The 13,505-nt window shown below is 40.9% G+C and carries 16 protein-coding genes and 1 CRISPR repeat array; of the genes, 15 read left to right on the top strand and 1 reads right to left on the bottom strand.

Annotated features, from left to right (window positions below):
- The first annotated feature begins 12 nt into the window (after nucleotides 1–12).
- The 9 genes from cas7c to HED67_RS06600 all read left to right on the top strand — a co-directional run bounded on the left by cas7c (nucleotide 13) and on the right by HED67_RS06600 (nucleotide 6,839).
- Nucleotides 13–861, top strand: a complete 849-nt coding sequence (gene cas7c / locus HED67_RS06635; RefSeq protein ID WP_221717808.1) for a type I-C CRISPR-associated protein Cas7/Csd2 — start codon at nucleotides 13–15, stop codon at nucleotides 859–861.
- Nucleotides 822–1,529, top strand: a complete 708-nt coding sequence (gene cas4, locus HED67_RS06630; RefSeq protein WP_221717807.1) for a CRISPR-associated protein Cas4 — start codon at nucleotides 822–824, stop codon at nucleotides 1,527–1,529. Before cas7c ends, cas4 begins: the two co-directional genes overlap by 40 nt.
- On the top strand, nucleotides 1,526–2,557 hold the full coding sequence (gene cas1c, locus HED67_RS06625) for a type I-C CRISPR-associated endonuclease Cas1c (protein ID WP_221717806.1): 1,032 nt from the start codon (nucleotides 1,526–1,528) through the stop codon (nucleotides 2,555–2,557). The genes cas4 and cas1c overlap by 4 nt, the downstream gene beginning before the upstream one ends.
- Nucleotides 2,558–2,565: 8 nt before the next feature.
- Entirely contained in the window at nucleotides 2,566–2,856 is a 291-nt protein-coding gene (cas2, locus tag HED67_RS06620; RefSeq protein ID WP_221717805.1) for a CRISPR-associated endonuclease Cas2, read from the top strand.
- A gap of 170 nt (nucleotides 2,857–3,026) precedes the next feature.
- A CRISPR array of direct repeats spans nucleotides 3,027–3,919; the repeat unit is 32 nt; unit sequence GTCGACCTCTTCGTGAGGTCGTGAGTTGAAAT.
- 106 nt (nucleotides 3,920–4,025) lie between these two features.
- A complete protein-coding gene (locus HED67_RS06615) occupies nucleotides 4,026–4,310 on the top strand; it encodes a transposase (protein ID WP_221717804.1) in 285 nt (94 codons plus the stop codon).
- Nucleotides 4,307–4,750 carry an IS3 family transposase gene (locus HED67_RS17020; RefSeq protein WP_246612126.1) on the top strand — a complete coding sequence of 148 codons (444 nt, stop codon included), beginning with the start codon at nucleotides 4,307–4,309 and terminating at the stop codon, nucleotides 4,748–4,750. Before HED67_RS06615 ends, HED67_RS17020 begins: the two co-directional genes overlap by 4 nt.
- Entirely contained in the window at nucleotides 4,747–5,220 is a 474-nt protein-coding gene (locus HED67_RS17015) for a DDE-type integrase/transposase/recombinase (RefSeq protein WP_331467090.1), read from the top strand. The genes HED67_RS17020 and HED67_RS17015 overlap by 4 nt, the downstream gene beginning before the upstream one ends.
- Before the next feature lie 170 nt (nucleotides 5,221–5,390).
- Nucleotides 5,391–5,732 carry an arsenate reductase family protein gene (locus HED67_RS06605; protein ID WP_215631830.1) on the top strand — a complete coding sequence of 114 codons (342 nt, stop codon included), beginning with the start codon at nucleotides 5,391–5,393 and terminating at the stop codon, nucleotides 5,730–5,732.
- Nucleotides 5,733–5,738: 6 nt separating this feature from the next.
- A complete protein-coding gene (locus HED67_RS06600; protein WP_221717803.1) occupies nucleotides 5,739–6,839 on the top strand; it encodes a transglutaminase domain-containing protein in 1,101 nt (366 codons plus the stop codon).
- A 48-nt stretch (nucleotides 6,840–6,887) separates the two neighbouring features.
- Here the strand turns inward: HED67_RS06600 and HED67_RS06595 are convergent, their stop codons facing one another.
- A complete protein-coding gene (locus HED67_RS06595) occupies nucleotides 6,888–7,523 on the bottom strand; it encodes a LysR family transcriptional regulator substrate-binding protein (protein ID WP_221717802.1) in 636 nt (211 codons plus the stop codon).
- 1 nt (nucleotide 7,524) lies between these two features.
- On the opposite strand from HED67_RS06595, the gene HED67_RS06590 reads away from it, so the two are divergent.
- From HED67_RS06590 to HED67_RS06565, 6 genes are all read left to right on the top strand, one after another.
- The gene (locus HED67_RS06590) at nucleotides 7,525–8,307 is read left to right on the top strand and encodes an altronate dehydratase family protein (protein WP_260702701.1); all 783 of its coding nucleotides are present in this window, start codon (nucleotides 7,525–7,527) and stop codon (nucleotides 8,305–8,307) included.
- A gap of 249 nt (nucleotides 8,308–8,556) precedes the next feature.
- Nucleotides 8,557–9,243 (top strand): SH3 domain-containing protein, encoded by a 687-nt coding sequence (locus tag HED67_RS06585; protein ID WP_221717801.1) that lies wholly within the window; start codon nucleotides 8,557–8,559, stop codon nucleotides 9,241–9,243.
- Between the two features lie 155 nt (nucleotides 9,244–9,398).
- On the top strand, nucleotides 9,399–9,629 hold the full coding sequence (locus tag HED67_RS06580) for a hypothetical protein (protein ID WP_221717800.1): 231 nt from the start codon (nucleotides 9,399–9,401) through the stop codon (nucleotides 9,627–9,629).
- Between the two features lie 31 nt (nucleotides 9,630–9,660).
- A complete protein-coding gene (locus HED67_RS06575; RefSeq protein ID WP_246612125.1) occupies nucleotides 9,661–10,329 on the top strand; it encodes an aldo/keto reductase in 669 nt (222 codons plus the stop codon).
- A 228-nt stretch (nucleotides 10,330–10,557) separates the two neighbouring features.
- The gene (gene trkA / locus HED67_RS06570; RefSeq protein ID WP_221717799.1) at nucleotides 10,558–11,949 is read left to right on the top strand and encodes a Trk system potassium transporter TrkA; all 1,392 of its coding nucleotides are present in this window, start codon (nucleotides 10,558–10,560) and stop codon (nucleotides 11,947–11,949) included.
- A 12-nt stretch (nucleotides 11,950–11,961) separates the two neighbouring features.
- The gene (locus tag HED67_RS06565; RefSeq protein ID WP_221717798.1) at nucleotides 11,962–13,461 is read left to right on the top strand and encodes a TrkH family potassium uptake protein; all 1,500 of its coding nucleotides are present in this window, start codon (nucleotides 11,962–11,964) and stop codon (nucleotides 13,459–13,461) included.
- The last annotated feature ends 44 nt before the right edge of the window (nucleotides 13,462–13,505 follow it).

Here is a 13,505-nt window from a genome sequence, read left to right as displayed (position 1 = left end):
GAGGAGTAGACTATGAGTGAATTAAAAGGGAAAATTGATTTTACATTATTTATCAGTGCAGTTAATGCGAATCCAAACGGGGATCCGTTAAATGGAAATCGTCCGCGTATTAATATGGATGGATATGGAGAAATTTCAGATGTTTGTATTAAAAGAAAGATAAGAAACCGTTTTCAGGATTTAGGACAGAAAATTTTTGTTCAGTCGGATGATAGAGCAGATGATACCTATACCAGTTTGAAAGACCGTGCAGATAGCTGTGAGGAATTAAAAAAGGAGATGGGAAATAAGAAAAATGCGAATAGGGATGCATGTGCAAAAATTGCCTGCAGAGAGTGGTTAGATGTGAGAACCTTTGGACAGGTGTTTGCATTTAAAGGTATTCCGGTATCTTTTGGTGTAAGAGGACCGGTTTCTATCCATCAGGCAGTAAGCTTATCACCCATAGATATTATTAGTATGCAGATTACAAAGAGTGTAAACAGTGAGTCAGGAAAAGAAAGCAAAGCATCTGATACAATGGGAACAAAACACAGAGTGGGATTTGCAGTATATAAAGTTATGGGCAGTGTTAATGTTCAGCTGGCGGAAAAAACCGGATTTAGTCAAGAGGATGCAGAGGTATTAAAAGAAGCGTTAAGAACATTATTTGAAAACGATGCATCTTCAGCAAGACCGGAGGGAAGTATGGAGGTTTGCAAGATGTACTGGTGGCAGCATGATGAAAAAACACCGTCTGTTTCAAGTGGAAAACTTCAGAGAGGATTTCAAATTAAAGCAAACACAGTTCATCCAAGAAAATTTGAAGATTATGATATTTCATGGTCTGTGGAAGGCTGCAAAGAACCGGAGGAATTTTAATATTGTATAATGAAGAAGATTTCCTTCAATTATCGGGAATTCAACATTTTGAGTTCTGCAGAAGACAATGGGCGTTAGCCTATATGGAGATGCAGTGGCAGGAGAATGTGAGAACAGTAGAAGGCAGAATACTTCATGAAAATGCACATGATGCAGGTCTGAAAGAAAAAAGAGGAGACCTGATTATTGTAAGAGCAATGCCGATTCACTCCCGGGAAATGGGAGTGAGCGGCGAATGTGATGTGATAGAATTTCATAGAGCAGAGGATGGAATCAATTTATTAGGAAAAGAGGGCTTTTACAAGGTGGTTCCGGTAGAATACAAAAGGGGAAAACCAAAGACAGATGATTCAGATATTCTGCAAGTTGCAGCACAAGCATTATGCTTGGAAGAAATGTTATGCTGTGAGATTCCTTATGGTTACATTTATTATGGAGAAGTACGACGTCGTATAAAAATAGAATTTACTGAGGCAATACGGGAGAAAGTAAGAAATATTTTTGCGGAGATGCATAAATATTATGAACAACGCTATACGCCAAAAGCAAAGACAAGTAAGAAGTGTAATGCCTGTTCACTAATAGATATTTGTGTACCTGTGCTTAACAAGAAAAAATCGGTTTCCGGATATATTGATAAAATCATTTCAGAAGAGGAAAATACATGAAAAGGCTTTTAAATACACTATATGTAACGTCTGGAAATAAATATCTTTCTTTAGATGGAGAAAATGTTGTTGTTTTGGAAGATCAAAAAGAAATTGGGAGAATTCCGTTGCACAATTTACAGTCAATTGTTACTTTTGGGTACACGGGAGCCAGTCCGGCACTTATGGGGGCCTGCACAAAACGAAATATAGATTTATCTTTTATGTCAGGTAATGGAAGGTTTTTGGCCAGGGTTACAGGTGAAGTTAAAGGAAATGTTATTTTAAGGAAACAACAGTATAGAATTAGTGATAATCAAGAGGAAAACGTTCATATAGCCAGAAATTTTATTCTTGGAAAAGTATATAATTCAAGATGGATACTGGAAAGAGCTGTAAGAGATTATGCAATGCGTCTGGATATGGAAAAAATAAAGAGAAAATCGGCATTTCTGGCGCAGAGCATGAAAGCAATACGAATATGTGAAAGTGCAGATGAATTACTAGGCTTAGAAGGAGAGGCTGCTTCTGTATATTTTTCTGTATTTGATGATTTAATTTTACAACAAAAAACAGAGTTTTATTTTCATGGAAGAAATAAAAGACCGCCGTTGGATAATGTAAATGCAATGCTGTCATTTGGATATTCATTGTTAGCGGGAATGTGCGGAGGTGCATTAGAAGCGGTTGGACTGGATCCGTATGTAGGATTTTTTCATACAGTTCGTCCAGGACGAATGTCGTTGGCATTAGATATTATGGAAGAATTTCGAAGTGTCATGGTAGATAGGTTTGTCCTGACTCTCATTAATAAGAGAATTATGAAAGAAAAATATTTTATAAAGAAAGAAAATAATGCGGTCATTATGACAGATGAAGGCAGAAAGGCTTTTTTATCAGCATGGCAAACCAAGAAACAAGAAATTATTAAACATCCATTTCTAGATGAAAAAATCGAATGGGGAATGGCTCCATATGTTCAAAGTATGTTATTAGCGAGATATTTAAGGGGTGATATAGACGAATATCCTCCATTTTTCTGGAAGTAGGTGATTGAATGTTAGTGTTGATTACATATGACGTGAATACGCAGACATCAACCGGCAGAAAACGCTTGAGAAAAGTAGCAAAAGAATGCACTAATTATGGACAACGTGTACAAAACTCTGTTTTTGAGTGTCAGATGGATACAACAAAATGCAGGCAGGTGAAAAATATTTTGGAAAATATAATCGATAAAGAAACTGATAGCTTACGATTTTACTATCTTGGGGATAAATACAAAAATAAAGTAGAGCATATTGGAGTAAAACCAGGATTTGATGTTACGGATACACTAATATTATAGTGCGAATGTTAAGTACACAGAAATTTTCTGGAATATTCGCACCGTGAACCAAGAGTATTTGAATGTAATTATACTCAAAAAACTATTTTAGTATAATAAAAAATGTTCAAAAATATAATATAAGCACAAAAAAGACAATTTTAAATGACGTAGTGTTGTATGAAATTGCTGTCGACCTCTTCGTGAGGTCGTGAGTTGAAATATCAATTATTGCATAAATAAACGCATCCCCGTGGTCGACCTCTTCGTGAGGTCGTGAGTTGAAATACATCGGGTTTTAATACGCAATTTTTAAACATTCGTCGACCTCTTCGTGAGGTCGTGAGTTGAAATATTTTCAACAAAACCCTGTGAATTCGTTTCAAACCGTCGACCTCTTCGTGAGGTCGTGAGTTGAAATATTTCCGTTGTCGCTTGACGCAGCATTCGTCCATCCCGTCGACCTCTTCGTGAGGTCGTGAGTTGAAATATCTCCAGACCCAGCTCATCTCTGAAAAATCGGGTCGACCTCTTCGTGAGGTCGTGAGTTGAAATGTATTTAGAAAGCGGAATCACTTCACCTTCGGTGTCGACCTCTTCGTGAGGTCGTGAGTTGAAATAGCTAAAGCACCTAAAGTTAAGCCTAAATCTGCTGGTCGACCTCTTCGTGAGGTCGTGAGTTGAAATGAAACTGGCAGATAAAGAGATTGACCGTTTAAAGTCGACCTCTTCGTGAGGTCGTGAGTTGAAATTCTTTTTGCTAGCCCATCTGAAACCATTTTGTTGTCGACCTCTTCGTGAGGTCGTGAGTTGAAATAGCGATACTTATATGAGATTTGCCAATAAAGATGTGTCGACCTCTTCGTGAGGTCGTGAGTTGAAATATCGTATAAACTCATAATACCACCTTTCTAAAATGTCGACCTCTTCGTGAGGTCGTGAGTTGAAATATTTTTTCTGTCTTCAACTGCCAAAAAAGGGACTCGGGTCGACCTCTTCGTGAGGTCGTGAGTTGAAATATTGAATAATGTATCGGCAATTATAAAAGGAATGTCGACCTCTTCGTGAGGTCGTGAGTTGAAATACAGGATGTATGGTGCTAGAATATAAATAGTACAAGTCAAAATGAGAATCCTTAATTACAAATTTTATGGTACTATGTAGTTACCGCACTGAAGGAGGATTTCATTATGGCAAAGCACTATGACAAACAATTTAAATTGGATGTAATCCAGTATTATCATGATCACAGAGAATTAGGATTGCAGGGTTGCGCTTCAAACTTAGGAATCAGTCATCAGACACTGTCTCGCTGGCAGAAAGAACTGCGTGACACCGGAGACATTGAGAGCCGTGGTTCCGGCAACTATGCTTCTGATGAAGCAAAGGAAATTGCACGTTTAAAGCATGAACTACGTGATGCACAGGATGCACTTGATGTATTAAAAAAAGCCATCAACATTCTGGGAAAATGACGGAAGCCATTTACCTCGAAGTTACTGAGAAGGCAGAAGAAGCCCGCAAGGCTAAACGCCGTGTTTCTGTCTCCGGAAGGTTGAAAATACTTGGCGCTTCACGTTTTGGCTATCACGCATGGCTGAAACATGTTCCTTCAAATGCTGAAAAGTGTCGGGAATCAGTAAAGGCCAAAATCAAGGATATTTACGATAAATCTAAACAGAATTACGGTGCTCCCAAAATCACACAAGTGTTGCGAAAAATAGGAGAAACTATTTCCGAGCGTACTGCTGGGCAGTACATGAAACAAATGGGCATTAAGGCTCAGCGGGTAAAGCCGTGGACAATCACCACAAGAGACTCCGATTTCAGTAGCAAACTTCAAAATATCCTTGATGAACAATTTAATCCAGAACGGCCAAATGTAGGTTGGTGTTCTGACATTACCTATATCTGACGATAGATGGCTTCCTCTATTTGACCAGTATTATGGATTTATATTCCAGGAAAATCATTGCCTGGACGCTGTCAAATACATTAGAAGTGTCCTGCGTGATTGAAACAATAAACAAAGCTAAGGCAAGACGAAAAATCGAAGAACCATTGATTATGCATTCTGATCGCGGTGTACAGTATGTTTCCAAGGAATACCAACGTATCACTGCAAACATGCAGCGCAGTTATTCTAAAAAGGCTTATCCTTGGGATAATGCCTGCATTGAATCATTTCATTCAGTGATCAAGCGCGAATGGCTGAATCGCTTCAAGATCCGCGATTATAATCATGCATATCGCTTGGTGTTCGAATATCTGGAGGCATTCTACAACACCAAGCGAATCCATAGTCATTGCGATTACATGTCACCAAATGACTACGAAGAATTATACCGTAGATTGCAACAGAACGAAGAGTCAATGGCAAGTTAAGATGGGGAAAACCTCATTTTAACTTGTACTAAATCTTGACATAGGACCAGTCGTGAGTTGAAATGAGAATGATGTAATGGTATAAAATAGGAAATTCTCTGTCAAGTTTGACAGGGAATTTTGTTATTTGGTAATTATTAAGAATGCAATATATTAAGAAAGGATTTTTTATGAACATACAGATTTTCGGCACTTCAAAGTGCTTTGATTCAAAGAAGGCCATGCGTTATTTCAAGGAGCGTGGCATTAAGTATCAGTGGATTGATATGAAGGAAAAGGGGCTCAGCAAAGGGGAGTATACAAAGGTGAAACAGGCGGTAGGCGGTCTGGATGCCATGCTGAATCCGAAGTGCAAGGATCAGGATACACTGGCGCTGATAAAATATATTGCTGATGAAGATAAGGATGAAAAGGTGCTGGAGAATCAGCAGGTACTAAAGACACCTATTGTCCGAAATGGTGCGCAGGCGACAGTGGGCTATCAGCCGGATGTTTGGAAAGGCTGGAAGTAAGCTAAGATGGAACCGTATTATTATCAGAAGATGAATAAGCAGAAGCAGGCGGTGTACCATGTCATTTTACAGGGGATTACAGCTTTATCAGATGAATTCCAGATTCCTGCCCTGGATGGACCGGAGTTGTACGATGTATTTTTCCAGCTGCGGCTGGATCATCCGGAGATATTCTGGGCAACAAGTTTCAAATACAAATTTTTCAAGGGTTCACCGAATTATATTTTTATCCCGGAATATATTTTTGAGAAGAATAAGATCCGGGAGCATCAGAAGGCGCTGAAAGCCAGAGTGGACAAACTGGCAAGACCGGCAAAAAATTTTTCAGACATTGAAAAAGAAAAGTATGTTCATGATTTTATCTGTGAAAATGTACGTTATGATAAGCTGAAAAAGGCCTATTCCCATGAGATTATCGGACCGTTGGGGCAGGGCGTCGGGGTCTGCGAGGGCATTGCCAAGTCGGTGAAAATTTTGTGTGATGCATTGAATGTCTGGTGCATTATTGCAATTTGCGGTAATAATCCGGAGAAAGGTATTAAATACAGACATACATGGAATATTATTCGACTGGATGGAAAGTATTATCATCTGGATGCTACATTTGACAACAGCCTTGGGCGCAGCGTGAGCGGCGAGCCGGAGATTCGTTATGATTATTTTAATCTGGATGACAAGTCTGTATTCAGAGACCATGAACCACTGATTGCACCGGCACCGGCATGTACAGATAATAGTCGTTTCTATTACAAAGACAAGAAGTTATCTTTCACGAAAACGGAGGATGTATATAAACGTTCTCTTCAGGCGGCGAAAAAGGGGAAAACACTGACTTTTCACTGGAGAGGCGGTTATCTGACACGGGAAGTATTGGGCGAATTGCTGGACTTGATGCAGCAGGCTGGGGCCCAGAAGAATAAAACGGCTGTTGTTAGTTTGAATTGGGCGCAGGCAGTATTGCGGCTGCATTATGTGGATACTGCAGAGGGAGGAACAGGAATGACAGCAGTGGATGAAAAATCTGCCAACAATCCTGAGGCCGCAGAGAGACAAGTCCATTTTACGATGGAAGAAGCAAATGAGGGCGAACAGATAGATATAGAGTGATTGCAGATGCAGATACATCAATGTATCATTGAGGAATATGTAAAATAATCAGGTCAGTGCTTGAAAATATCCGGCAGCCAGGGAGATGAATTCCCTGGCTGCTTTTGTCAGGTAATGATCTTTTCTGTGGGCTGCACATATATTCCATTCAGGATGCTCCGGCAGAGCAAAATAGCGGATATGGGGATCCTGTGGGCGAACATAATACATAGGGATAATACCGCAGCAGATGCCGGAATGAACAGCAGATACAATGGCATGATTGTTGGATGTTTCGAAAAGTACATCCGGTTTAAATTCGGCATGGGTGAATGTGTGATCGACAAGTTCACGAATGGTTGAGTTCTTGTGGGTTAGGACAAAAGGATAATCTTTAAACAATGTCAGATTGCACTCTGGAAAGAGAACCTTATAGTTGTCGGAGGCTGAATCAGAAGCTGAAAATGAGCCATGCAGAGCCATCTGTTTGGCAAGGTCAGATGGAACGGCGAGGACAAGACTTTCTTTGGTAATACGAAGATATTCAAGCCCCTTTTTTTCCTGACTTTCAAAAAGAGTCATGAAACCGATGTCCAGCTGACCGGACAGAAGAAGAGGATTCTGGTCGTGCACACTCAATTCCATAGGATCTATATGAACCTGCGGATAAAGCTGATGAAATTCCGGATAGATATTTGAAAACATTGTGATTGCTGTAAAAGAAATTAAAGCAGGTATTCAGATTGCAGAAGATCTGGTGACACGTCAGGATATTCCGCAGGCACATAAAGTTGCCTTAACCAGAATTCCAAAAGGAAAGCCGGTTATTCGTTATGGCGTTGTGCTTGGATACGCAATGGAAGATATCGAGAAAGGTGATTGGATTAACGAATTTATGCTGGAGCTGCCGACACCGCCGTCTGTTGATCATATGACATATGGAACAAATATTGTGACTGATCTTCCGAAGGCACCGAGAACAACTTTTATGGGATACAGAAATCCTAATGGCGGTTATGCCGGCACAAGAAATATTCTTGGAATCAGTACAACTGTACAGTGTGTAACAGGCGTTTTGAATGTGGCTGTAAAGCGAATTCGTGAAGAAGTGTTGTCTCCGGCTGAGAGGCCATCTAAGAAAGACTTAATCTACGCTGCAACACCGGCCAGCGATATTGTCTGCGGACCATGTCAGCTTGCTTCTGGTATTACGCTTCAGGTATTTATGACAGGCAGCGGTACACCATACGGTCTCGCCGCTGCACCGGTTATTAAAGTCTGTTCAAGAAATGAAATGAAGGAAATGTGGCAGGATTTGATCGATGTTAATGCAGGTCCTGTTGCTACAGGTGAAGCAGAAATATCTGAAATCGGTACAGAGATATTTAATAAAATTCTGGCAGTAGCCAGCGGTGAAGATCAGAGCTTTGCCGAAAAATATAAATTACATAATGATTTGTGCATTTTTAATCCTGCACCGATCACCTAAAAAGAAAAAGTCCGGAAGATACAGAGCTTCCGGGCTTTTTCGATGTTTAGGATATTATTTTGTACTTATAATTGTGGAGCGTGTCAGGCTGTGGAAAGATATGTCGGAAACATAAATTTGACAAATACTTAATAATATGATATATTACCTGTAATGTTTTTGTAACAAATGAAATATTTTATTAAAAAACAGATGCCACTATTACAAAAAGAAAATGTAAGACTACGTTTTTACAGGAGGTTTATATCAATGATTAAAAGAAAACTTGCATTACTTGGCACTGCTGTTGCAGTAGCTTTACTGTTGACAGTACCGGCATTTGCAGCTGACACCAAAGATACAGACACTGCACAGAACGCACAGAATACACAGAGCGTACAGGAAGAGAAGACAGAGGAGGATACAGAAGAGGATACAGGCTATGTAACATGTTCTGTTCTCAATGTGCGCAGAGCCAGCTCTGAGAAATCAGATAAAGTCGGAACACTGAAGAGGGGTGAAGAAGTCAAGATTCTAAGAGATGAGGAGAATGGCTGGTATGCAATTGATTTTGAAGGTCACATCCGATATGTTCACGGTGATTATATTACAACAGATCAGGACGAGGTGAATGGTTATACAGCCAGTGACTGGGATGGGCCGGTTCTGACAGCTTTTGCAGGTACGATTACTGGTCCGAGCGGTAAGGAAACATATTACAATCTGAATATGTCAGGCGTCGTCAGTATTATGAGAAGTCTTGGAAATACAGATGAGTATTGGGTCAGAGATGACGGTGTGAAGATGCTTGGTGATTATGTGATGGTTGCCGCTAATCTGGATGTTCATCCAAGAGGTTCTCTTGTTGAAACAAGTCTTGGCATGGGCATTGTCTGTGATACAGGAAGCTTTGCTTCAGGCAATTCCACACAGCTTGATATTGCAGTCAGCTGGTAGGGCAAATGCTCATTGCAGTCAGGCTGTCCGACAATTTGAAGAGTAATTAAAAACGGAAACAATTCTATGATAGAAATAAGTCGAAGAGCGGTGCTTTTCGGCTTATTTTATGTTATGATAAAAAAAGTTTGATGATGAAGACAAGGAGGTAAGCGATGATTAAAATTGGAATGCTTTTGCCTTATGAAGATATGATGCTGATTGCAAAGCGTGTTATTGAAGAGACTGGCATACAGGTAGATTATATAAAAGTTGTGAATACAGTGGATGCGGTGAATGAAGCGAGAAATGCATTTGAAGCCGGGGCGTATATCCTGATTGCGCGAGGTTATCAGGCAAAATTGATCCAGCAGTATACCAGGCTGCCGGTATTCTGCACAGACTAGTTTCCAGAATATCCGAACAGACAATGAGAAGATGCAGCAGCTCCTTGAGGAAGCTAAGATCTATGCATTATCTTCCAGCCCGGTAATGATTTATGGACAGGCGGGAATAGAGGATTATTTGATTGCGGAGGCTATAAAAGGAATAGACAGAAGTTCACTTTTTATTGTTTCAAAAGTATATCCTCATAATGCGGGACGTGCCCATATTTTTGATGCGCTGGATCGTTCATTGAGAAATTTAAGGACAGATTATCTTGATTTATATTTACTTCACTGGCGTGGGCAGGTACCTTTGAGAGAGACCGTTGAGTGCATGGAGCAGTTGGTCAAAGAAGGAAAAATCCGCAGATGGGGTGTTTCTAATTTTGATACAGATGATATGGAAGAATTATTTTCTGTAAAAAATGGAGATCATTGTACAGTGAATCAGGTATTATACCATTTGGGGTCAAGAGGTGTAGAATATGATCTGATGCCGTGGCTTGAAGAGCATCATGTTCCGCTGATGGCCTATTGTCCATTGGCACAGGGCGGTGATCTCAGAAGGGGACTGCTGAATAATAAGGCTGTTCAAATGGTCGCAGAGCATGTTCTTGAAAATTACCAGGCGGCGGAAATTAAGCTGACAGAAGAGAAATACAGACTTCTTGATCGGGCATTTCCTGCGCCGGATCACAAGGTCTGGCTTGATATTGTTTAATTGAATGACAAAGTACAGGGCGGTCTGTATGTAAAGGTGATTTGTTTAGTCAGGGATGGAATAGATACATTTATCTATTCCATCCTTTTTTTGAGTATGTTATACTATATGGAGTCTGAATGAGATAGCATTGAAAATATTTCAGTTTGTTAGGTGTTACATTTTTATAGAAGGAACGAATTCTGAGCAGTAAAATGCTGTCATTATCATAATGGAGGAAATAAAGAAATGGCAAAAGACCGGAAGCAGGGAAAGAGAGGCCTGAATATTATTATCGTGGGCTGCGGCAAAGTTGGTGCTTCCCTGACGGAACAGTTATATAAGGAAGGACATGATATTACGCTGGTGGACAGAAGTTCAGAACGGCTTCAGGTACTGACGGATATGTATGATGTCATGGGTATTGTGGGAAACGGTGCCAGTTATAAGATTCAGCGGGAAGCGGGAATTGACAATGCAGATCTGATGATTGCTGTGACAGATTCGGACGAGCTGAATCTGCTGTGCTGTACGGTGGCAAAACGTGTGGGTGACTGTGCAGCCATTGCCCGTGTTCGTACACCGGATTACAGTGATGAAGCTTCTTATTTAAAAGAAAAGCTTGGACTGGCAATGATCATTAATCCTGAGATGGAAGCGGCCAATGAGATTACGCATGTATTCAGTTTGCCGGCAGCTTTGGGCGTCAATTCATTTGCACATGGACAGGCACAGATGATTCGATTCAAAATTCCTGAGAATAACCGTCTGGATGGTCAGAAGGTTATGACCATGGCCAGGAATATTTCAGGAGATGTGCTTGTGTGTGCTGTCGAACGAGAGAAGCAGGTATTTATTCCGGATGGTAATTTTGAGCTGCATCAGGGAGATGTTGTCTCTTTTATTGCAACATCCAAGGCGGCAAAGGAGTTTTTTGAGCGTATCGGTATGCCAAATAAGCCGGTACATAACACAATGATCATCGGTGGCGGCAAGGCAGCTTATTATCTCGGCAAGATGCTGATTGACATGGGAATTGAAGTCAAGATTATTGAGATAGACAGAAAGCGATGCCGGGAATTGAGTGAATTGCTTCCGCAGGCCACGATCATCAATGGAGATGGTACCGATGAAGAGTTATTAAATGAAGAAGAAATCGCCTATGTGGATTCGCTTGTGCCGCTGACAGGTATTGATGAGGAGAATGTATTGCTGGCTCTTCATGCAAGGGAAGTTTCTGATGCCAAGGTCATTACTAAGGTGAACAGAAATGCTTTTCACAATTTGATAGACAAACTGGATCTTGGCAGTGTTATTTATCCGAAGTATATTACGGCGGAGGCAATTGTTGCTTATGTGCGTGCAAAACAGGCATCTGTAGACAGCAGCAATGTGGAAACTATTTATCATATGTTTGATTCCAGGGCAGAGGCTATTGAGTTTAATGTCAGTGCAAAATCAAGAGTGACAGATGTACCCTTGAAGGATTTGAATACGAAGGATAATTTGCTGATTGCATGTATTAATCGTTCTGGAAAGATTATTATTCCGGGTGGTATGGACAGCATTCAGGCTGGCGATACCGTTGTTATTGTGACGACCCATACAGGGTTCCAGAATATTGAAGATATTTTACGGTAATGGAGGCGTCAGATGAACGGAGGAATGATTAGATTTATTCTGGGCAGTGTATTGAAAGTAGAGTCGGCACTTCTCCTTTTTCCATGTATTGTTGCAGTTTTTTACAAAGAGTCAGCCGGCTACTGGTTTTTATGCACGGCCGTGCTGAGTTTTGTGTTGGGATATCTCCTTTCAAGAAAGAAACCTCATAATACAGTTTTTTATTTGAAGGAAGGATGTGTCACGACAGCCATGTCCTGGATTGTGATCAGTCTTGTGGGATGTCTGCCATTTTATTTGTCTGGTGAAATTCCGTCTTTTACAAATGCTTTGTTTGAGACGATTTCCGGTTTTACAACAACTGGTGCCAGTATTTTATCGGATGTTGAATGTCTGTCGCAGAGCATTCTTTTCTGGCGGAGCTTCAGTCATTGGATCGGCGGTATGGGCGTATTGGTATTCCTTTTGGCTATTATTCCGCTGAGCGGCGGATCTCATATGAACCTGATGCGGGCAGAGAGCCCGGGACCGTCTGTGGGTAAGCTGGTGCCAAAGGTACGTGCAACGGCGCGTATTCTCTACATGATCTACTTCGGGATGACTATTGTACAGCTGATTTTTTTGCTGCTTGGCAAAATGCCGTTTCTTGAGGCATTGATGATTACGTTTGGCACAGCAGGTACAGGCGGCTTTGGTGTCCGCAATTCCAGTATTGGCGGATATTCCCCTTATATTCAATGGGTTGTGGCCATCTTCATGATTTTATTTGGTGTTAATTTTAATGCTTATTATTTTATTTTATTAAAACGTTTTAGACAAGCCTTTGATATGGAAGAAATTAAGGGATACTTTTTGATTATTGCGGCAGCCAGTGCTATGATTTTTGTCAATATTTATGACAAAACAATGACTGCGGCAGATACCCTTCGGCATGTGGTGTTCCAGGTGGGGTCATTGATGACTTCCACGGGATATTCAACAGTAGATTTTGATCTATGGCCCAGTGCATCCAAGGTTGTGCTGATTATTATTATGTTCATTGGGGCCTGCGCAGGAAGTACCGGCGGCGGCATCAAAGTCTCCCGTGTGATCATGATGCTAAAGAGTGTCAAAAGAGAACTGAATGCTTATCTCCATCCGAAGAGTGTCCGTACGATTAAGATGGAAGGAAAGGCACTGAATCAGGGAGCTATCAGTTCAGTGGCGGTTTATTTTATTACATTTACACTGATATTTGCCGCATCATTTTTGCTTGTTTCATTGGAAGGCAGGGATCTGACAACGAATTTCACAGCGGTATTGACGACCATGAACAATATGGGACCGGGGTTGGCTGATGTTGGACCATCGAGAAACTTCGGAGAACTTTCCGTGCTGTCAAAATATGTCCTGATGTTTGATATGCTGGCCGGACGACTGGAGCTGTTCCCAATGCTTGTTTTATTCCATCCTGTATTGTGGAAAGAAACATGGGCCGGCAGCAAGCGGAAGAGAAGACGCAGCAGGCGTGAAAAAAGAGCGGCTGCAAAGTAAATATAAAATAAGTGCAATTGTCGGACGGCATAAAGATGTCAGAC

The sequence above is a fragment of the Pseudocoprococcus catus genome (genome assembly GCF_019734885.1).
GTDB lineage: Bacteria > Bacillota > Clostridia > Lachnospirales > Lachnospiraceae > Coprococcus_A > Coprococcus_A catus.
The sequence above is the reverse complement of the archived record's forward strand: the minus strand, read 5'-3'. Positions and strand labels throughout refer to the sequence as shown.

What these genes read in the sequence shown, in the direction of transcription:
- HED67_RS06575 (WP_246612125.1), top strand. Translation starts at nt 9,661, where the DNA reads ATGCAGCAGCTCCTTGAGGAAGCTAAGATCTATGCATTATCTTCCAGC.
- HED67_RS06615 (WP_221717804.1), top strand. Translation starts at nt 4,026, where the DNA reads ATGGCAAAGCACTATGACAAACAATTTAAATTGGATGTAATCCAGTAT.
- HED67_RS17020 (WP_246612126.1), top strand. Translation starts at nt 4,307, where the DNA reads ATGACGGAAGCCATTTACCTCGAAGTTACTGAGAAGGCAGAAGAAGCC.
- cas2 (WP_221717805.1), top strand. Translation starts at nt 2,566, where the DNA reads ATGTTAGTGTTGATTACATATGACGTGAATACGCAGACATCAACCGGC.
- cas4 (WP_221717807.1), top strand. Translation starts at nt 822, where the DNA reads ATGGTCTGTGGAAGGCTGCAAAGAACCGGAGGAATTTTAATATTGTAT.
- HED67_RS06600 (WP_221717803.1), top strand. Translation starts at nt 5,739, where the DNA reads ATGGAACCGTATTATTATCAGAAGATGAATAAGCAGAAGCAGGCGGTG.
- HED67_RS06605 (WP_215631830.1), top strand. Translation starts at nt 5,391, where the DNA reads ATGAACATACAGATTTTCGGCACTTCAAAGTGCTTTGATTCAAAGAAG.
- cas1c (WP_221717806.1), top strand. Translation starts at nt 1,526, where the DNA reads ATGAAAAGGCTTTTAAATACACTATATGTAACGTCTGGAAATAAATAT.
- HED67_RS06585 (WP_221717801.1), top strand. Translation starts at nt 8,557, where the DNA reads ATGATTAAAAGAAAACTTGCATTACTTGGCACTGCTGTTGCAGTAGCT.
- HED67_RS06580 (WP_221717800.1), top strand. Translation starts at nt 9,399, where the DNA reads ATGATTAAAATTGGAATGCTTTTGCCTTATGAAGATATGATGCTGATT.
- HED67_RS06565 (WP_221717798.1), top strand. Translation starts at nt 11,962, where the DNA reads ATGAACGGAGGAATGATTAGATTTATTCTGGGCAGTGTATTGAAAGTA.
- trkA (WP_221717799.1), top strand. Translation starts at nt 10,558, where the DNA reads ATGGCAAAAGACCGGAAGCAGGGAAAGAGAGGCCTGAATATTATTATC.
- HED67_RS06595 (WP_221717802.1), bottom strand. Translation starts at nt 7,523, where the DNA reads ATGTTTTCAAATATCTATCCGGAATTTCATCAGCTTTATCCGCAGGTT.
- cas7c (WP_221717808.1), top strand. Translation starts at nt 13, where the DNA reads ATGAGTGAATTAAAAGGGAAAATTGATTTTACATTATTTATCAGTGCA.